Source organism: Methylobacterium sp. BTF04, from assembly GCF_010692745.1.
Lineage (GTDB): Bacteria > Pseudomonadota > Alphaproteobacteria > Rhizobiales > Beijerinckiaceae > Methylobacterium.
On sequence record NZ_JAAHTB010000052.1, the window covers coordinates 1 to 19,416 of the forward strand.

The 19,416-nt window shown below is 63.7% G+C and carries 17 protein-coding genes and 2 pseudogenes; 11 read left to right on the forward strand and 8 right to left on the reverse strand.

All coding sequences use genetic code 11. The features are described from left to right. Positions 1-331: 331 nt before the first annotated feature. Entirely contained in the window at positions 332-1,261 is a 930-nt protein-coding gene (locus tag G3T14_RS20465) for a LysR family transcriptional regulator (RefSeq protein ID WP_163644387.1), read from the reverse strand. 160 nt (positions 1,262-1,421) lie between these two features. On the opposite strand from G3T14_RS20465, the gene G3T14_RS20470 reads away from it, so the two are divergent. The 7 genes and pseudogenes from G3T14_RS20470 (at position 1,422) to G3T14_RS25570 (ending at position 9,126) form a co-directional block, all read left to right on the forward strand. Further along, entirely contained in the window at positions 1,422-1,988 is a 567-nt protein-coding gene (locus G3T14_RS20470; RefSeq protein ID WP_163644388.1) for an OsmC family protein, read from the forward strand. Positions 1,989-2,064: 76 nt separating this feature from the next. Beyond that, positions 2,065-3,162, forward strand: coding sequence for a sensor histidine kinase (locus G3T14_RS20475; protein WP_163644389.1), 1,098 nt, complete (start codon positions 2,065-2,067; stop codon positions 3,160-3,162). 427 nt (positions 3,163-3,589) lie between these two features. Beyond that, complete coding sequence (locus G3T14_RS20480) at positions 3,590-3,838, forward strand: hypothetical protein (RefSeq protein WP_163644390.1); 249 nt, start codon at positions 3,590-3,592, stop codon at positions 3,836-3,838. Between the two features lie 136 nt (positions 3,839-3,974). Next, positions 3,975-4,799 (forward strand): cytochrome b/b6 domain-containing protein, encoded by an 825-nt coding sequence (locus tag G3T14_RS20485; RefSeq protein ID WP_163644400.1) that lies wholly within the window; start codon positions 3,975-3,977, stop codon positions 4,797-4,799. Further along, a complete protein-coding gene (locus tag G3T14_RS20490; RefSeq protein WP_163644391.1) occupies positions 4,796-5,731 on the forward strand; it encodes a molybdopterin-dependent oxidoreductase in 936 nt (311 codons plus the stop codon). Before G3T14_RS20485 ends, G3T14_RS20490 begins: the two co-directional genes overlap by 4 nt. 578 nt (positions 5,732-6,309) lie before the next feature. Further along, a pseudogene (locus tag G3T14_RS25565) lies at positions 6,310-7,491 on the forward strand (PAS domain-containing protein); the annotation flags it as partial. Further along, a complete protein-coding gene (locus G3T14_RS25570) occupies positions 7,474-9,126 on the forward strand; it encodes an ATP-binding protein (protein ID WP_348645315.1) in 1,653 nt (550 codons plus the stop codon). The pseudogene G3T14_RS25565 and the gene G3T14_RS25570, both read left to right, overlap by 18 nt. 10 nt (positions 9,127-9,136) lie before the next feature. Here G3T14_RS25570 and G3T14_RS24755 read toward each other — a convergent pair whose 3' ends face one another. From G3T14_RS24755 to G3T14_RS20510, 3 genes are all read right to left on the reverse strand, one after another. Then, complete coding sequence (locus tag G3T14_RS24755) at positions 9,137-9,421, reverse strand: hypothetical protein (protein ID WP_204262971.1); 285 nt, start codon at positions 9,419-9,421, stop codon at positions 9,137-9,139. A 182-nt stretch (positions 9,422-9,603) separates the two neighbouring features. After that, positions 9,604-10,599, reverse strand: coding sequence for a cation diffusion facilitator family transporter (locus tag G3T14_RS20505; RefSeq protein ID WP_163644393.1), 996 nt, complete (start codon positions 10,597-10,599; stop codon positions 9,604-9,606). 6 nt (positions 10,600-10,605) lie between these two features. After that, positions 10,606-12,705 carry a heavy metal translocating P-type ATPase gene (locus G3T14_RS20510; protein WP_163644401.1) on the reverse strand — a complete coding sequence of 700 codons (2,100 nt, stop codon included), beginning with the start codon at positions 12,703-12,705 and terminating at the stop codon, positions 10,606-10,608. A gap of 152 nt (positions 12,706-12,857) precedes the next feature. Between G3T14_RS20510 and G3T14_RS20515 the strand changes: the two genes are divergently transcribed. From G3T14_RS20515 to G3T14_RS20530, 4 genes are all read left to right on the forward strand, one after another. After that, the gene (locus G3T14_RS20515; RefSeq protein ID WP_163644394.1) at positions 12,858-13,277 is read left to right on the forward strand and encodes a helix-turn-helix domain-containing protein; all 420 of its coding nucleotides are present in this window, start codon (positions 12,858-12,860) and stop codon (positions 13,275-13,277) included. Positions 13,278-13,569: 292 nt separating this feature from the next. Beyond that, positions 13,570-13,998 (forward strand): translesion error-prone DNA polymerase V autoproteolytic subunit, encoded by a 429-nt coding sequence (umuD, locus tag G3T14_RS20520; protein WP_163644395.1) that lies wholly within the window; start codon positions 13,570-13,572, stop codon positions 13,996-13,998. Further along, on the forward strand, positions 13,995-15,284 hold the full coding sequence (locus G3T14_RS20525) for a Y-family DNA polymerase (RefSeq protein ID WP_163644396.1): 1,290 nt from the start codon (positions 13,995-13,997) through the stop codon (positions 15,282-15,284). Before umuD ends, G3T14_RS20525 begins: the two co-directional genes overlap by 4 nt. A 421-nt stretch (positions 15,285-15,705) precedes the next feature. Further along, on the forward strand, positions 15,706-17,304 hold the full coding sequence (locus tag G3T14_RS20530) for an IS630 family transposase (RefSeq protein WP_246733454.1): 1,599 nt from the start codon (positions 15,706-15,708) through the stop codon (positions 17,302-17,304). Positions 17,305-17,422: 118 nt separating this feature from the next. On the opposite strand, the pseudogene G3T14_RS25140 reads toward G3T14_RS20530, so the two are convergent. The 4 genes and pseudogenes from G3T14_RS25140 to G3T14_RS20550 form a co-directional block, all read right to left on the reverse strand. Further along, positions 17,423-17,614: pseudogene (locus G3T14_RS25140) on the reverse strand (efflux RND transporter permease subunit); the annotation flags it as partial. Between the two features lie 148 nt (positions 17,615-17,762). After that, on the reverse strand, positions 17,763-18,005 hold the full coding sequence (locus G3T14_RS20540; RefSeq protein WP_163644397.1) for a hypothetical protein: 243 nt from the start codon (positions 18,003-18,005) through the stop codon (positions 17,763-17,765). 52 nt (positions 18,006-18,057) lie between these two features. Then, complete coding sequence (locus G3T14_RS20545) at positions 18,058-18,960, reverse strand: hypothetical protein (RefSeq protein ID WP_163644398.1); 903 nt, start codon at positions 18,958-18,960, stop codon at positions 18,058-18,060. After that, positions 18,957-19,313, reverse strand: coding sequence for a hypothetical protein (locus G3T14_RS20550; protein ID WP_163644399.1), 357 nt, complete (start codon positions 19,311-19,313; stop codon positions 18,957-18,959). The genes G3T14_RS20545 and G3T14_RS20550 overlap by 4 nt, the downstream gene beginning before the upstream one ends. Positions 19,314-19,416 lie beyond the last annotated feature (103 nt).

Here is a 19,416-nt window from a genome sequence, read left to right on the forward strand (position 1 = left end):
CGCCATCAGCCCAGAACCCACCGTCCGCAACAGCCTGATGAATAAGACGGGCTAGACACCTGCTCCGGTCGACAGGATCGCGGAACGGGTGGCTCAGTTCCGTGTAGGCGATCAGGCTTGCACACCGTTGCCGAGAATTCGATTGGTTCGACGGGTTAAGGTTGGAGTCTTGCCGACATTGACACCGATGCAGGGTCCCGGCCCAAGGGGTGTGATGGCCAAGTCTCGAACGTCTTCGCATTCCCTTTGGCGAGCCGGTATACCCTCATCCACTATTGCGTCGTCACCACGACTGAACGGCGACGGAGCCGACCGGAATCTACTACGGGCGTCATGCGCCTACCGCTTGTATAGTTCCTATGTTCAGATCTGGCGGCTGAAGCATCGGGCCCAGCGCTTGGATGCATTCCGTGATGTGGGTCAGCACTACGCGGATCCGCGGGGTGTCGCGGTTGTCCTTATGGACTAGTAGCAGGATGTCGGCGTTGGGCGGCTCGGTCGGTACCGTCAGCCGGGTCAGCCGAGGTTCGTCGTCACCGCGGAAGCGAGCCAAACAAGCCAAACCTCCACCGTTGGCGGCGGCGAGCACGGCGGCCTCGTGGCTGCTGGTCTGAAGCACCACCGTCGCACGCGATGCCAGGTCGGTGAGCCAGGCGGATTGGGTCATCTCCTGGTTGTCCTCCATCTGGGTGATGAGGTGGTGGTCGGGGCATCCTTCCTCGAAGTCCAGTTGGCCACGCACCCTGATATAGTCCGCCGTCGCGTAGAGGCCGAAGGCGACTCCGCCGATGCGCCGTACCACCAGGTCGTGTTGCTCAGGCTGCCGCATGCGGACCGAGACGTCGGCCTCGCGCATCGCCAGGCTGAGCTCGCGAGAGTTGGGAATGAGCTCGATCATGATGTCGGGATGCTGGGCATGAAGGCTCGCGAAGCTGGGGGCCAGCAGATGCGCGGCCATCGTCTCGGCGCAGGTCACCCGCACCAGCCCTCGCAGACGGGTGTCGCGCCCGGTGACGTCGCGTTCCAGGGACAGGGCTTCCGCCTCCAGTACCTCGGCCTTCTTGCGTACCTCCTCGCCCGCAAACGTCGGCACGTAGCCATCGGGGGTGCGATTGAGCAGGCGTACCGCGAGGGTCGCCTCCAGCGAGGTCAGTCGGCGCCCGACGGTCGACTGCGAGACATGGAGCACCTTGGCGGCCGCCGAGAGGCTGCCATGCCTGGCCAGGGCCAGGAAAAATCTCAGGTCATCCCAGTCTAACATTCGTCGAAGCTCCTCATTTTCGGGGTTCTCGTCGTCAGATTTGGTTGCCGGCTTTGAAGCGTAATAGTCTAAACTGAAAATCGCGGGACACCTATTGAGCGAACATTTCCGTCGAATGAAACGGCTCGCAGGGACGATTAATCAGGGAACGGACTTTCGTATGGCCAAGCTGCCTCTCACCCCCGGCATCCCACCGCCGACCCTCGTGGGTAAACGCGAGCTCGATGTCGTCGTCGCCAAGGCCAAGGCGGATCCGACCGCCTTGCGAACCCTGCGTTGCCGCACGGTCGCCCAGGGGCGTCTTCATCAGCTCAATTACATTCGAAACCTGCCGCCCCAGCCGGTGATGGAGGACGAACCCGAAGGCCTGCTCGGTGAGAGCCTCGCGCCCAACGCCTCCGAGGCCCTGCTCGCAGCCCTGGGCTCCTGCCTTTCCATCGGCATCCATGCCAACGCCTTGGCACAGGGCATACCGATCCGTTCGCTGGAACTCAGCGTCGAGGCCGACATCAACATGACCTCGGTCTGGGGCAGCGGTGACCTTCATCCGAAGACCATCGGGTTCGAGACCATCCGGGTCGCGGTGACGATGGACGCGGATGCATCGCGAAAGGCGCTGGCGGCGCTCATCAAGCACACGGTGATGTGGTCGCCGGTGGCCAACACCCTCCACAACCCGGTCCATCTCGACGTCGCGCTCGCGCCCGCCATCGCCAACGTCGCCTGACGCAAGGCCAGCCATGACAGCGATGTCGTTCCTGCTCTCAGCCGGGCATCACCGTTTCCGACCATCGAGGGACGAAATGGGACTGACCCCATTCTTCGATTGCCAGCCTGACGTCGCCTACGACCTTAGCGCGCGCGGGGTGGTGGTCCTCGACCGGCTCGTGACGGAGGCGAAGACCCACGCGGACGCTCTGGCCCTTACGGAAGAGCGCCTCCGCTTCACCCAGGAGGCCGGACGCATCGGATCGTGGACCCTCGATCTCGTCACGAAGGCGCTCGCGGCATCGGACGGGTGCAAGGCGAACTTCGGGCGCGACCCCCATGGGGACTTCACCTACGAGGCGTGGATGGAGGGCGCCCATCCGGAGGATCGTGCGGGCATGGAAGCAGCCATCGTGGACGCCATCGCCGGGCACACCGATTACGACCACGAGTACCGGATCACCTACCCGGACGGCGAGGTCCATTGGATCCATGCCCGTGGGCAAGCCTCATATGGACCGGACGGCACGCCGAAGACCATCGCCGGCATATCCCTCGACATCACAAACCGAAGGAAGGCCGAGGCCCACCGCGACCTGCTGGCGAAGGAATTGGCCCACCGGGTCAAGAACACCCTCGCGACGGTGCAGTACATGATTCGCCAGACCCTAAGGAGATCGACATCCCTGAAGGAAGCCGAGGCAATCCTCGACGCCCGCATCATGGCCCTTGCGACCGCGCATGACGTTCTCATTCGAGACAGCTGGGAGGGAGCAACCTTGAGGGAGGTCGTCGACGTGGCATTGCGCCCGTTTGGCGCCGAACAGGAGGGTCGCTTTACGTTGCGCGGACCCGCGGTTCACCTCGCTTCCCGGGTCGCGCTCGCCTTCGCCATGGCACTTCACGAGCTTGCCACCAACGCGGTCAAGTACGGCGCCCTGTCCACGGATGCCGGGAGCGTCCAACTGACGTGGGACATCCTCGATGGGCAGATCCCGGATCATCTGAGTTTTCGCTGGCAGGAATCCGGAGGTCCCGACGTCATTTTTCCGACCCGGACCGGCTTCGGGTCACGCATGATCGAGCGCGCGCTGGCGATGGAGATCGGCGGTGTCGCCGAGATCACCTACCATCCCGCCGGCATCGTCTTCACGGCGGTTGCACCGCTTCACCAGGTCGTCGAGGAAAGATAGCCGGCGGGCCGGACAGCCCAGGCACCCTGGATGCGATTTTGCAGATCCGGTCGTCGTTTTTGCTTCAGTACCTTATCGCCGCGTCCACGTTGTTCCGTCGCGGAGCCCGAAGTCGATAGCCGCACGATGTAGGGTCACGATGCGCGATGACGACGCAAACCTGGTCATTGCCACGCGCTCGCGACCGTCTGAATGCAGTGGGGTAGTAAAATGGGTCCAAAATCAAAAATAGTTTTAATAATCTGAAACCATTTAAATAACGCCTTCGTACAAGATTCAGCACATGAGAGCATCGATATCGCTTTATCGGCGCGCTTAAATGTGTGTGGCTCCTATCAACGTAGAGAAAATCTATGATGGAGCTTCCAAGTAAGACAGCACTTCCATTGGCGCCTAGGCGTCTTTTGCTAAAACTGGATTCGATCACATGAAGAAGATCACTTTCGCAATCGTCGCGGCTACACTCCTGGGCGGCATCGCCGTCGGTGGCGTTGCCACGGCCGCTCCGATGGGACCCACCGGATTGCAGGGCGGCAGCGCCGGCCTGACCCAGGTTCGCATGATGGAGAGCGACCGGATGATGATGAAGAAGCGCACGATGAAGAAGCGCATGATGAAGCGCCAGATGATGAAGCGCCAGATGATGAAGAAGCGGATGATGAACCGCGGCATGTGATCCACGCCGACCATCGAAGCGGGAGGCCCGAGTGGGGCCTCCCGCCACCGTCGTCGGTCTTGAAGGAAGCAGCGTGCCGCGCACCTACCTGACGCGCTCAGCCCCCGAATTCGGTGAGATCGAGCGTCGTCGTTGGATGTTCAGGCATCCGCTCGTGATCCGGGTCGCGCATTGGCTGAACGCCCTTTGCCTGCTGGTCCTCTTGATGAGCGGCCTTCAGATCTTCAACGCTCACCCAGCCCTGTACTGGGGCAAGGTCTCGACCTTCGACACGCCGTTGATGTCGATGGCATCGAGTGAGGACGATCCGCCGAAGGGCGTGACCACGGTCTTGGGTAAGAGCTTCGACACCACCGGCTTTCTCGGGTCCTCCGCCGGCGCCGATGGCCAGCCGGCCGACCGTGGCTTCCCGAGTTGGGCGACCCTGCCGAGCGAACAGGATCTCACCGGCGGCCGGAGCTGGCACTTCTTCTTCGCCTGGGCCTTCGTGCTCAACGGCCTGGCCTACCTGCTCCATGGCCTTCTCAGCGGCCAACTCAGATTCCGATTGGTCCCCTCCCGCGACCAGATCCGCCACTTCGGGGCGTCGATCCGGGAGCACCTGACGCTGCGTTTCCCCCAAGGCGACGAGGCCAAGCGCTACAACGTCATCCAAAAGCTCACCTACGTGGCCGTCATCCTCGTCCTCCTGCCGGTACAGGTCCTTGCCGGCCTGGCGATGTCGCCGGCGATGGACGCTGCCGCCCCGTTCCTGCTGACGATGTTCGGTGGCCGGCAATCGGCCCGTACCGTCCACTTCATCGTCGCGAACCTGCTCGTCCTGTTCGTGGTGGTCCATGTCGCCCTGGTCGTGCTCTCGGGTTTCTGGAACAACATGCGCGGCATGGTCACCGGATGGTTCGTGATCGAACGCAAGGTCGAGCCGGCGTCCGCTTCCGTCCAAACGGGGGAGACGACATGATCCGACCGGCCAGCCGCCGCTCGTTCCTCCTGGGCGCAACGGGCGCGCTCGGAGCGACCGTCCTCGGCGGGTGCGACCGATTGGGGGAAATGCCCTGGTTCAAGCGCACGTTGAAGACCGGCGAGGACGCCAACCTATTCGTCCAGCGCCTGCTCCTGACGGATACGACGCTCGCGCCGGAATACGCGGAGTCCGACATCTCGCCGTTCTTTAAGCCCAACGGCACCGAGGACCCGCCGGACAAGGCCTACAAGGCCCTCGTGAAGCGCAAGTTCGCGGGCTTCGAGTTGGCGGTCGGCGGCCTCGTCGAGAAGCCGTTCAAGATCTCCCTGGCCGACCTTCGCAAGCTACCGGCGCGGACGCAGATCACCCGGCACGACTGCGTCGAGGGGTGGAGCTGCATCGGCAAGTGGACCGGGGTGCCGCTGAGCGAACTCCTCCAGCGCGCCGTCCTCAAGCCGAATGCGCGCTACGTCGTATTCCACTGCGCCGACACTATGGACCAGGGCGAGGCATCCGGAAGCCTGGACGCCGAGGATGATGGACCGGCGGCGGAGGCTCCCGCTGCGAGCCCGAACGCGGACATGACGAAGAAGGCTGCGGGTACGGAGCCCGCGAAGGGGGAAACTGACCAGCAGGACGCGGCACCGTCAGGGGCCGACGCCGACACGACCGAACCGGTGCGGTTCTACGAAAGCGTCGACCTCGTCGATGCCTATCATCCGCAGACGATCCTGGCATACGAGATGAACGGCAACACCCTGCCGGTGGCCCACGGCGCGCCCCTGCGCCTGCGCCTCGAACGCAACCTCGGCTATAAGCAGGCCAAGTACGTGATGCGGATCGAGGTGGTCGAAAGCTTCGCCGAGATCGGGGACGGCAAGGGCGGCTACTGGGAGGACCAAGGTTACGCCTGGTACGGCGGAATCTGACCAAGTCAATTTGCAATTCACGAAATTATATATATTCTTAATAATAAATAATCTATGCTTTAAACCATGATTTTACTCGGCACTACGCTCGCCCTGGCCTTCTTGATTGCCAAGTTCACCCAGAAGGCTGCTCCCGGTACCACGGGAGGCAGGATGAACAATCCTGGCACGATGCGGGACAGTGAGGCCGGAACCGGGATGCGCGGCAAGATGGGTCCTGCCCCGATGGGTCCCCGTGCCCCCGTGCTTTGGAATTCGCAACCCCAAAACCATTTCCAACCCCACGAACCGACATGCCAAGCGGTGGCCCGATGTGGTAGAGATGTCGCCATGCACCATCATCGACGGACGAAGCCCTACGCGCCTACTCGGTTTTTCATCTGAGCGGCATCGTGATCGATCTTGCTCCATTGACCGGCGCGCCCGCCCAGCCGTGGGCCTCTGCCTTCCCGGGCGGCGGCGAGGCAGGTGCGCTGATGCGTGCCAATGATTGGGGCTCGACGAAACTCGGAGATCCCGGGGATTGGCCCCCGGCCCTGATGACCCTGGTCAGTGTCTTGCTGAGCTCTCGCCAGCCGATGTTCGTGGCCTGGGGCGAGGACCGCATTCTTCTCTACAACGATGCCTACGCCCCCATGCTGGCCGCAAGGCATCCCGCCGCCTTGGGCCGTCCGTTCTTTGAGGTCTGGCCGGAGATCAGCGATGCCATCGGCGCGCTCATGGACCGGGTGTTCGCCGGCGAACCGGTCCACATGAACGACCTCGAACTCACCCTCCACCGCAACGGCTACCCAGAACAGACGCACTTCGCATTCTCCTACACACCGGTTCCAGGTAAAAACGGAATAGTCGACGGACTGTTCTGCGCCTGCACCGAGACGACGTTCCAGGTCCAGGCAGAGCGACGAGCGGCGAACGAGCGGAGACGGCAGCGCCACCTCCTCCAGCAGATGCCGGGCTTCGTCGCCGTCCTCGCCGGCCCGGATCACGTCTTCGAGCATGTCAACGATGCCTACGTGACGCTCGCGGGACCACGCGCGTTCGTCGGTCTAAAAGCCCGGAATGTCTTTCCCGAACTCACCGGGCAGGGCTTCTTCGAGTTGCTCGACGAGGTCTACCGCACCGGCCTGCCGTTTGCGGCTCGGGCCATGCCGATCCACCTCGCGGGCGAAACCGAAAAACGCTTCATCGACTTCCTCTACCAGCCGATTCGGGACGATGACGGGACGGTCACGGGTATCTTCGCCGGCGGGTACGACATCACCGAACGCGTCAGGGCCGAGGAGGCACTCCGTTCCACCGAGCGGCGGCAGGCGTTCATGCTCGCCCTCGGGGACAGCATGCGTGAGCAGGTGGACCCACGTGCAACCATGCAGGCGGCGGTCGACGCCCTTGGCCGTCACATCGGGGCGAGCCGAGTCGGTTATGGCCTGATCGGGTCCGACGGCGACACCGTCACCCTCGAAACCGAGTACCTCGACGGCGTCGGGGCATTGGTCGGCACCTATCCCATCGAATCGTTCGGTCCCGGCAACATAGCCAACCTCCGGGCTGGCCGAACCTCTGTCTATGCGGACGTCGAGGACGATCCCGGCACGGCGGGTCTCGGCCTTGGCGAGCTTGGCATCGCCGCTCTGATCTCGGTGCCACTGGTGCGCGTGGGTCAGCTACGGTCGGCCCTGTACGTCAACCAGCGCGTACCGCGCGTCTGGACGACGGATGAGGTCGAACTCGTCGAGGAGGTGGCGTCTCGGATCTGGGACGCGGTCGAACGGGCGCGTGCCGATGCCGCGAGACGCGAGAGCGAGGAGCAATTCCGGGTCTTCGCGCAAGTCATGCCGAACCAGGTCTGGGCTGCCTCCGCGGACGGACATCTGTACTGGTTCAACGACCAGGTCTACGCCTATTGCGCCGCTGTGCCGGGCGAACTCGATGGCACGGCCTGGACGAGCATCGTTCACCCCGATGACCTCGACGCGGCAGGTTTGGCCTGGGCCCGCTCGGTCGCGACCGGGGAGGTCTACGAAGCGGAGTTCCGCATCCGCCGGTTCGACGCGGCTTACCACTGGTTCCTGGTTCGGGCCGAGCCGATCCTCGGCCCGTCCGGTGAGATTTTACGCTGGGTCGGCACGAACACCGACATCGAGGACCAGAAGCGGATCTCGGCCGAGCTGCGGCATCTCAACGAGACGCTGGAGCAACGCGTCGAGGAACGCACGCAGGACCTTTTGCTGGCCGAGGACGCCCTGCGCCAAGCCCAGAAAATGGAGGCGGTCGGGCAACTGACCGGGGGTGTCGCGCACGATTTCAACAACCTCCTTACGGTCATCAAGTCCTCCACCGACCTTCTGAAACGACCCGATCTCCCCGAGGAACGGCGTCTGCGCTACGTCGGCGCCATCTCCGACACGGTGGCCAGGGCGGCCAAGCTTACCGGGCAACTTCTTGCGTTCGCCAGACGGCAAGCTCTGAAGCCGGAGGTATTCGATGTCGGGCGAAGCGTCCTGGGCGTCGCCGACATGGTCGGGACGCTGACCGGCGCACGCATCCGGATCGTGACGAACCTGGCGGAGGTGGCCTGCTACATCGACGCGGATCCGAGCCAGTTCGATACCGCCATCGTCAACATGGCGGTCAACGCCCGCGACGCCATGGAGGGCGAAGGCGTCCTCACGATCTCCGTCGCGGCGACGTCGCTCGTACCGGCGATGCGTTCGCATCACGCCATCTCGGGTGATTTTGTCGCCGTGTCGATCTCGGACACCGGCTCCGGCATCGCGCCCGAAAACGTCGAACGAATCTTCGAGCCGTTCTTCACGACGAAGGACGTCGGCCAGGGCACCGGCCTAGGCCTGTCGCAGGTGTTCGGCTTCGCCAAGCAGTCCGGCGGTGAGATCGGCGTCGAGAGCACGCCTGGCGTCGGCACGACGTTCACGCTCTACCTTCCCCAGGCCGCGGATGACGGTACCACCGCACGGGGCCCGGAGGACGTCGAACCGTTGTCGGACGGCCATGGCATGCAAATCCTCGTCGTCGAGGACAACATCGATGTCGGGACCTTCGCCACCCAAACGTTGGCGGAGCTCGGCTACGCTACCGTCTGGGCCAAGAACGCCGATGAGGCGCTCGCGGAACTGGCCACGGACGCCTCGCGGTTCGACGTCGTGTTCACGGACGTGGTGATGCCGGGCATGAACGGTATCGACCTCGCACACGAGATCCGCCGCCGCTATCATGAGCTGCCGGTGCTACTGGCGAGCGGTTACAGCCACGTGCTGGCAAAGAATGGTACTTACGGCTTCGAACTCCTGCATAAACCCTATTCGGTCGAGCAGCTATCCCGAACCCTGCGCAAGGTCGCGACATCGTGGCAGAGTCGCATGCCGGCTGTTTAGAACAGTACGATCACGCCTTGGTTTCCAGGGAGACAACCTCGTCACCGTTCCATCGAAGCCGAAAGCCGGCTTCGTCGGCGGCCTTTGAAACGACCGCTTTCCAATCCGACGAGGACCGGTCGCCGTAATCCCGATGCGGACGGTGGATGACGACGTCGTCGTGGTCGCCGTGGTGGTAGCGGTCGACGTGGACGTCGCCGCGCCGGTCGAAGTCGCCGCCGTAGTATTGGGCGGACGCCGCGGCCGGGGCGAGGATCAAGCTGGCGGCGACCAAGGCCGGGATGCGGACACGCATGGCTCGTTCCTCAAGGGATGATGCCGTCAGGATCGGCTTCGACGGTTGAACGAAGCCTGAAACCGCCGTTCATCCATCGGTGGCCGGAAGCACCGAACCGATGTCTCGCGACGCGGATACAGGGCTCCTCCGGTCGAACGGGTTGGAGGTATCCCCTTCCGTTCGGGCATGTTTCCGATGGCTCAGACCACGTGGTCGGGAGCGAGGGCGCAAGGCGTGTCCGCGCTCGTCTCGACCTGCAGGGTGGTGTGGCCGATGCCGAACCGCTCCTTGATCCCTGCCGCCGCCCCCATCAGGAAGGCGTCGTCGGGACGGCCGCCGGGCATCAGGAGGTGCGCGGTGAGGCAGGTCTCGGTGGTGCTCATCGCCCAGACGTGCAGGTCGTGGAGGGACGTGACGCCCGGAAGCCCTTCGAGGTGGCCGCGGACGGCGTTCGGGTCGATGCCGGGCGGGACGGCGGCGAGGGACAGCGTGAGGCTGTCGCGAAGGAGTCCCCACGTGCTCCAGACGATGACGGCGACGATGGCGAGGCTGACCACGGGATCGAGCCACGTCCAGCCGGTGTAGAGGATCACCAGGCCGGCGATGACCACGCCCGCCGAGACGGCGGCGTCGGCGGCCATGTGCAGGAACGCCCCGCGGATGTTGATGTCGCCCTTGGCGCCGGAGGCGAAGAGCCAGGCGGTGATGCCGTTCACGAGGATGCCGATCGCGGCGACGACCATCACGGTCTTGCCGGCGACCGGTACGGGCTCGCCGAAACGCTGGATCGCCTCCCAGGCGATGCCGCCGACCGCGACCAGCAGGAACACGGCGTTGAAAAGGGCTGCCAGGATCGACGTGCCCTTCAGTCCGTAGGTGTAGCGCGCGCTCGGGGCACGCTTGGCCAGGACCATGGCGATCCAAGCCACGACGAGGCCGAGCACGTCCGAGAGGTTATGGCCGGCATCGGCCAGCAGGGCCATCGAGTTCGCCAGCACCCCGTAAGTCGCCTCGATGGCGACGAAGCCGACGTTCAGCGCGATGCCGATAGCGAACGCCTTGCCGAAGCTCGCCGGGGCGTGCGCGTGTCCCGGTCCGTGCGCATGCCCGCCATGGTCCCCGTGCCCGGTGGCGTCGTGGTCGTGGTCGTGGTCGTGGTCGTGGTCGTGGTCGTGGTCGTGGTGATCCTTCGCCATCGTGGTTCAGATCCTGGTCCGGAAAAGCCGCAGCGCGTTGGCCGTGACGAGCACGGTCGCGCCGGTGTCGGCGAGGATGGCGGGCCAGAGCCCGGTGATGCCGAGGACGGTCGTGCACAGGAGCACCGCCTTCAGGCCCAGCGCGACTACGACGTTGGCCCGGATGTTCGCCATCGTCCGCCGCGACAGGAGGATCATCCTGGAAACATCGGCGACCCGTCCGTGGAGGATGGCGGCGTCCGCCGTCTCAAGCGCGACGTCCGCGGCACCGCCCATGGCGATCCCGACGTCGGCCGCGGCCAGGGCGGGCGCATCGTTGATGCCGTCCCCGACCTTCGCCACGACCTTGCCGCCCGCCTGCATCTCGCGGACGATGCCCAGCTTGTCCTCGGGAAGGAGTTCGGCCCGGGGCGTCATGCCGAGCGTTTTCGCGATGGCACCGGCGGTCCGGCTGTTGTCCCCCGTCAGCATGACCACCTCGACGCCGAGCGAGCGGAGAGCGGCGATGCCGTCCACGGCATCGGGCCTCGGCTCGTCCCGCATCGCCACGAGCCCCGCCACGGCGGTGCCGGCGATGAGGACGGACACCGTCTTGCCCTCGTCGGTCAGGGCCGTGACGCGCGAGGCCTGCTCAGGGGTGAACGCGATGCGTTCGGCGGCCGCCTGCGCCGAACATAGGAAGATCTCGACCCCGCCGACCACCGCGAAAATTCCCTTTCCGGCGAGTGCCTCGGCTTGGGCGGCCGGCGGGATCGGGGCAGCGACTTCCGCGGCCTTGGCCAGGATCGCGCGGGCGAGCGGATGGTTCGAGCCGCTTTCCAGGGCGGCCGCGAGGGAGAGGACCTCGCGTTCCGGTCGCCCGAAGGGGACCACGTCCGTGACCCGGGGCTTTCCCAGGGTCAGGGTCCCGGTCTTGTCGAAGGCGACCATCGTGACCGTGCCGAGGGTTTCCAGGACGGCGCCGCCCTTGATCAGGAGCCCGCGGCGGGCACCCGCCGACAGGCCTGCGGCGATGGCCGCCGGAGTGGAGATGACCAGGGCGCAGGGGCAGCCGATGAGGAGGGTCGCCAGGCCCTTGTAGATCCATTCGTGCCACGGTCCGCCGAGGAGGAGCGGCGGCACCGTCGCCACGAGCACCGCGACCGCGACGACGGCCGGCGTGTAATACCGGGAGAAGCGGTCGATGAACCGTTCGGTCGGGGCCTTGGCGTCCTGGGTTTCCTCGACGAGGCGGACGACCCGGGCGATGGTGTTGTCCCGCGCCGCCGCCGTGACCCGCACCCGCAGGACGGACCCGCCGTTGATGGTCCCGGCGAACACCGGATCGTCCTCGGACTTCCGCTTCGGCACGCTCTCGCCGGTCACGGGCGCCTCGTCGACCTCGCCAGTCCCCTCCGACACCGTTCCGTCCGCCGGGATGCGGTCGCCCGGGCGCACCATCACCGTCGATCCGACCACGAGGGTCTCCGCCGGAACCTCCTCGACGCGTCCGTCCCGCTCGACGAGGGCGGTTCGCGGAACGAGGTCGGTCAGGCCGCGGATCGAGGCACGTGCGCGGCTCGCCGCGACGCCTTCGAGCAGTTCGCCGACGAGGAACAGGAACACCACGCTCGCCGCCTCCTCGACGGCGCCGATGAAGACCGCGCCAACGGCCGCGATGGTCATGAGCATCTCGATGGAGAACGGCGTCCCGAGGCGGGCGGCCACGAGGGCCCGCCAGGCGATCGGCATGAGGCCGACCGCCATGGCCGCCAGGAAGGCGTAGGGGGCCATGGCGGGATAGGCCTGGCCGGCAAGGTACGCCGCCGCGAGCGAGCCGCCGCACGCGAGGGTGAGGCGTCCCCGCGGGCCGCGCCACCACGCCGGATCGTCCCCCTTGGATGCGGGTGCGTTCGGCTGTTCACCCGTCCCTTGAGCGGCATCGACCACAGGGTCGGCGACGCCGAAGCCGAGTGAGGTCACGGTGGCGGCCAGCGTCGACCGCGGGACGCCGGCGCGGTGCCGGATCGTCACAGTGCCGGCGGGGACCGAGACGGCGACGTCCTCGATCCCGTCCAGTCGGCGGACGGCGTTCTCGATCTTCGCCGCGCACGAGCCGCAATCCATTCCCGACACGACGAGCCGGAGTGGCGGGATCGAGGGTCGGGTGGCGCCGTCCGGTGGGCCGGGGATCGCGACGTCTGGTCTGGCCATCGACGGTCTTCCTTCTGGGTCGACGACGGCTTAACTCCTCCAGTGGCTGGAGGAGCAAGCGCTAAATGGAAATCACCATCGGCGAGCTATCGAAACGCACGGGCGTCCTCGCGACGACGGTGCGCTACTACGAGGATGTCGGCCTAATGCCGGCCCCGCCACGCACCGCCGGGGGGCGTCGGAGCTACGGAACGGCTCACGTGGCGCGGCTGGCCTTCATCCGCCATGCGAGGCAGCTCGGCTTCGAGGTCGATGCCATCCGCGAGTTGCTCGCGCTCAACGCCCGGCCGGACCTTCCCTGCGCCGAGGTCGACGTCATCGCCCGGCGTCACCTCGCCGAGGTGGACGGCCGTATCGAGCGCCTCACCGCCCTTAGGTCCGAGCTTTCGCGCATGGTCGATGAATGCGGCCATGGCCGCGTCGGCGAGTGCCGTGTCATCGAGGTCCTGTCCGACCATGGCGAATGCCTCGGGCACGACCATTAGGGGCCGCCTCGTCACCTACCCTTCCAATCCGCCCCGGGATCGGGATCATCCAAACCCGTCGTTCTCGACCGCATGGCCTCGCCGCCTGCTCCGCGAAGGGGCGTTCATCTCCTGCGAAACCCGTGGGCCGACCGCCGTGCCACCGCGCACCTGAGTGGCGCGGAGATGGCGTTCGGTACTTATCCACAGCCGTCCACAGCGACCCGAAAAGACCATGGGTCCGAAGCTCGGCCGCTGTACGGAACCCGTCAAATATGTTCTGCTTTTGTTCCAATTTTCATGGAGCAGCATCATGCAGGTCATCGACATCGTCATCGGTTTCCCGATGCCGGTCCCGATCCTCGCCAGGGCCGTCCGCGCCGGGTTCCCCAGCCCGGCCGACGACTTCGTCGAGGAGGAAATCGACCTCCAGCGCCTACTCGTCGTCAACCGCCCGGCTACCTTCCTGGTACGTGTCGCCGGCGACAGCATGCTGCTCGCCCACCTTCACGATGGAGACCTCGCGGTGGTGGATCGGTCGCTGACCCCGCGTACCGGCGACGTCGTCGTGGTCGACATCGACGGCGAGCGTTCCTTCAAAGTCTGGAAGCGACAAGGCCCCCGGGTCACCCTCCACTTCGCGAACCCGCGCTTCCCGGAGTTCCGCCTCGCACCCGATGCCCTCGTGGAGGTCTGGGGCGTCGTCTCCGGTTCCGTGTGCGCCCGGCGCCGCTGCGAATGAGCGCCCGGGCCTACGCCCTTTCCGACGGCAACTCGTTCTACTGCTCATGCGAGCGGGTCTTCGATGCCCGGCTGGCGCGGCTGCCCGTGATCGTGCTGTCCAACAACGATGGGTGCGCCATAGCCCGGACGACGGAGGCCAAGGCGCTCGGCATCCGCATGGGCGAGCCCTGGTTCAAGATCCGCGACATGTGCAGGGCCCGGGGCGTCCGGGTCTACTCCTCGAACTATGCCCTCTACGGCGACATGTCGGCCCGGGTGAACGCGGTGTACCGGGGGTTCTCGCCCCGCATCGAGATCTACTCGATCGATGAGAGCTTCCTCGACGTCTCCGACGTGCGCGAGCGGGATCGCGAGAGCCTGGCCCGCGACATGCGCGAGACGGTGCGGGCCTGGACCGGCATCCCGACCTGCGTCGGCATCGGGTCGACGAAGACCTTAGCCAAGCTCGCCAACCACATCGCCAAGAAGAATCCCGGGCTCGGTGGCGTCTGCGACCTGACCGACGCCGAGCAGTACGATCACTGGATCATCCGGGTCCCGGTCCCCGATATCTGGGGCGTGGGTCCGGCCAACGCCCGGCGCCTGGAGGCGCTCGGGTGCGACAGCGCCGCCGACGTCCGAGACCTCGATCCGAGGATCGCCCGCAAGACTATGACCGTGGTCGGTGAGCGCCTCGTCCACGAACTCCGCGGCATGGCCTGCCTCGACCTTGAGACGCTGGCCGCAACGCGGAAGGGATGCGCCGTGACCCGGTCGTTCTCGGAGCGCGTCGAGGATCGCGCCACCATGGAGCAGGCCGTCGCGACCCACGCGGCCCGGCTCGGCGAGAAGCTACGTCGGGAGGGGCTGGCAACCGATCACGTCAACGTCTTCTACCACACCTCCGAACACGACCGCGGCAGGCCCCAGCGTTCGGTCTCGACGGTCGTCACCCTGCCCGAGGCGAGCAACGACGCCCGCGCCCTGGTCAAGGCCGCCACGCACGGCGTCCGGAAGACCTGGCGGGACGGGTACCGCTATTCCAAGGCCGGCGTGGTCACCACCGACCTGATGCCGCTGGCGGCCTCCCAGCGGGCGATGCCCGGTCTCGGCCAACTGGACCGCGAGATGGGGGCCGCCCTGATGGAGGCGCTCGATGCCTGCAATCGCCGCTTCGGACGAGGCGCCGTCGTGCCGGGGGCGGCCGGGTTCGCCCCCAAGCGCGAATGGTCGACCAAGTTCGAGATGCGGTCACCGCGCTACACGACCAGGGTCGACGAGCTTCCAGTCGTTAGGGCAGCTTAAGGATCGACGGTGGTCAAGATCGGTCACGCCCGCCGACCCAGCGGTGGAAATCTGGAAATTAATACTCGTGGCACAGGGCTGGTTTCGACCCAACCTCGCCATTACGAGCGATCTATGCGAGTTTTAAAAGCGGACATCGACTGCACCGTCGCTCGCATGATGCAGTTTTCGGAAATCGCCTCGGCTTGCAATTAGACACAGCGTGACGGAAGCTTGCTTTTAACGTCTGCGGCTGGTGTTTTCCCGAGAACATACTAAGTGGTACTTCTGCGCCAGGATCTAGGGCGGCAACCGCATAGCGAGAATGGTCATGTATACTGACCCGCATCAATGGGCGGTCATCCGAAAAAAGCTTAGCTCGGGAGCCACGATTCGTAGTCTGTCGCGGGCCGTTGGAATTAGTCGCGGCACGATCCGGAAAATGGCCAATTTTCCCTATCCGCAGCCCTATACAAGAAATACCCCCCGGAAATCAAAACTTGATCATCACAAAGAAGCTATAAAGCTCATGCTGGGCAATCGGGATATCTGCTCCGACCCGGCTCAACCGTCGGCTGCACAAATATTCCACCGATTACGATGTGATCATGACTTTCGAGGAGTCTATACAGCCGTTAAAGAGTACGTAAGATCATTAAATGCGGAGAGAGAGGACATCTGGCGACTTGTGCACGGTCTCGTTGCTTCACTTAATCAACAAAGCGGGGCTAAACTGCTCCGGACATTATCGGCCTCTCATCCAACTATTGTGAGCGAAAAGAAGACACTCAGCTTGTATCGGGCCGCATCTAAGCTTTTGCCGCCACGCAAACCCGACCTGCGTAAGTTGCAAGCAGAGGCAGATCTTGAATGGATGCGTAGGATTTTGCAAAATGACAGAGTTTGCAATGACTGTCGTTCGCGAATTGATACCTTCCCGGACACGCAGATTCTCGTGGATCGTCTTTATAACTGTCGATTGTCTGAGAGAAATCGGGCCATGACCATCCTTGCTAGGCGGCAGGGTATCAAAGGAGCAACAACACGCTCCTTTTTAGGCATCTGCAAGGGAACATACCTTCAATATCTGAGGATTTATAGTACCGGTGGTGTTGAAAGGCTATTTGCACCGAAGACGAGATCTACGAGAAAATACGATAACGAGCAAATAAAACAGGCAGTGTTTCGGATATTTCATGAACCTCCCTCGCAGTATGGCATAAACCGGACGGCGTGGATCATGTCCGATCTTTCACGGGTTCTTGGTGAGACCGGACAACCTGCGTGTAACGAGGTTATCCGCCGGATCACAAAGGAAGCAGGATATCGATGGAGGAAAGCACGCATTCAGCTAACGTCGCAGGACCCTGCTTATAGCGAAAAGCTGGCAACCGTTCAGGCGATCCTGTCCTCATTGCAACCTGACGAAGCCTTTTTCTCAATCGACGAGTTCGGTCCGTTTGCGGTGAAGATGAAGCAAGGATTGAGACTCGATCCGCCGGGGTTGCGTCGCATAATGCCACAGTGGCAGAAATCCAAAGGATGCTTAATTTTGACGGCGGCGTTAGAACTCAGCGGCAATCAGGTTACACACTTTTATAGTGAGCGAAAAAATACAGACGAGATGATTCGGAGGATGGATCTTCTATTGGAAAAGTACGTAAACTGTCGAGCTATCTACCTTTCGTGGGACGCGGCGTCATGGCATATTTCGAAGAAGCTGATGAAGCGAATCGAGGAGCACAATGCAACCGCCGAATCGTTAGGACGGCCGCGCGTCGAGACTGCTCCGCTTCCTTCAGGCGCTCAATTTCTAAATGTGATTGAGTCCATCTTCAGCGGTATGGCAAGAGCAGTGATCCACAACAGCAACTATCTCTCGGAAGAAGCCGCTCGCGCTGCGATCGATCGCTATTTTGGCGAGAGAAACCAGCAATTTCGTAACAAACCCAAGCGCGCTGGAAATCTCATCTGGGGCGAAGAACGCGTACCGCCCGCGTTTTCCGATAGCAATAACTGCAAGGATCCACGATGGCGGTAACAGTCCCTCTGCTGAGCGGGGTTCACTGTCAGCCGCGTTAGACGGCAGCAATCGCCTCACACCAACCGGAAGCGGCCAGGCTGCTCTCCACCCAACCCGGTCGTAGAGCGGACGGAAGGGTGCCGAGCCGGATCGTGACGGTGAGCGTCATGACGCTGTCGGTCGTTGCCTGGCTTGACATGTAGAGTATGCCATCGAAGCCGTTGATCTGCTTCTCGATCGGTGTCGCCACCGTCTCTACGATGACCTTTGGATTGGCGCCCAGGAAGGTCGCGTTCGCGACGACCGAGGTCGGCACCACGTCCGGGTAGAGCGCCCCCGGCCGGGCGGGAAGATCGCGTCGCGCTGTGCCAAGGTCAAAGTCCGACTCTTCCTTGGGGCCGGACAACTCGTAACGGCGTCGGGCCCCCCGTCGTCTAATAGGCTTTGGACAAGCTCTCGGTGGGAAAGAATAGATATTAGGTCGAGGGCAAAAAACCCATCGCCGCAAGCATAGCATCAATATCCGGCTCTTCTTCGGTGGCTGTGCAACTAACAACGACCTCGGGCCCACTGTCGTAAATCAAGTTTTGGACAGAGCCTTTCACAGGAGGGATGTGATCCTGGCGCGACGGCAGGACAGCCATCATCGAAAGCATGGCCTCAACGTCGGGCTCCTCTTCGTAAACAGGGTCGGTGGGGGTAATCCGGGTGGTGCTCATCGTTGGCTCCTGGCTCGTTCGGTGTGTTAGTCGGCAGCGCCCGTCGGTCGGTTCATCGCTGCAACTTCCAGATTGGGACGCCCTCGGGCTGCCTCGACTTGGTGCGATGGGTCAGGTGACCAAGGCAGATCTCGGTGCTCGTGATCGACCGAACCTGTCCGCCCACCGGCAGGATCAGCGCGCCACAGTAATCAACTCGGACGATCCCCGCTTCGGGGTGGGCCCCGAAGAGGCGCGGTGCGGTCCATCCAAGCGCCTCGGCCTGGGCCCCGAACTCTTCGAGGAAGGCCACGGACCGGGCATAGACGACCGGCCACTCCTGGGCTCGGTAGCCGGGGCACGGGGGCTCGTTCGGACCGATCTGCGCAAGCCCAGCGAGCCAGAGAGCGACACCGTCCAGCTCCGGTAGAGCGCCTACGTCAGGAAGATCCGTCTGAGCCCCGAAAGCATCGATCCCGAACTCAGACCGAACCTGAGCCTCCGCCTGATCCCGCGTCAGGCCGCACTCGTATTTTAAAAAGGCAGCGCGCTCGTCGAGGTCGTTTGAGTCTGGGGGCGCGGGCTCGTCGAGCAGGCCATCAGAGCAGAGCAGATTTCCCACCTCTTTCTCATTTTCCCAATCAAAAGAAAGAAAGTGGGAAGTGTCGGCCGTTGATATTGTTGGGTTTTTATCGATTTTCTCACAGTTCCCACCCTTCCCACCGTCTAAAAGGAGTGTCGTCGCGCGCGCCCACTCGCCCGCGCTCGCGCCTGCCTGGGCCCTGAAATCCAGCTTCGCACTGGACCCGCTGTTCGGCTGGTGGGAAGGGTGAGATATTTGGGAAACGTCATTTTTGACAATGGGTTGACCATTTCCACCGGCCTGCTGGTAATTGGGAAGGGTGGAAAGATCGACCGTCTTCGGCATTGCCAGATCGGCCACGACTTCCATTGCGAAGGCGGAAAGGTCCATCATGCCGGGTCCCCGGCTTGGGCTTGGACCGATAAGGCTGGTTCGGTAAGCGTCGTCCGCCCAAAGGCTTTCCGTGAGAGGGCGTAGGCCTTGACGGCGCCGTACATTGGGATCCAGGTTACGTAGAGATGCTTGGCGCTCTTCGTCTTGGCGATGAGTTTTTGGCGTTTGAGGGCCCTCGCGATCTCCGCTTCCTTCAAGGCACCGCCCGCGGCTTCTACGATCCGATTTGTTGAGATGTAGACCGCGACGTCGTCGTACCAGCCGTTCGCTTCCTTCAGCGGAATACGAGCACCTTCCTCTCGTGAGAGCGGGAAGATGCTGGAATCCCACCGTTCAGCGATCCATGTCTGCAAGTTGGATGTCGCTTGTTGCTCAGGATCTAACGCCTCTGCATCGGTCGAGCCTAGCCCGTCTTATTCATGAGGGCAGTGGATCTGAGGCGGCGAGCGTAGCGTA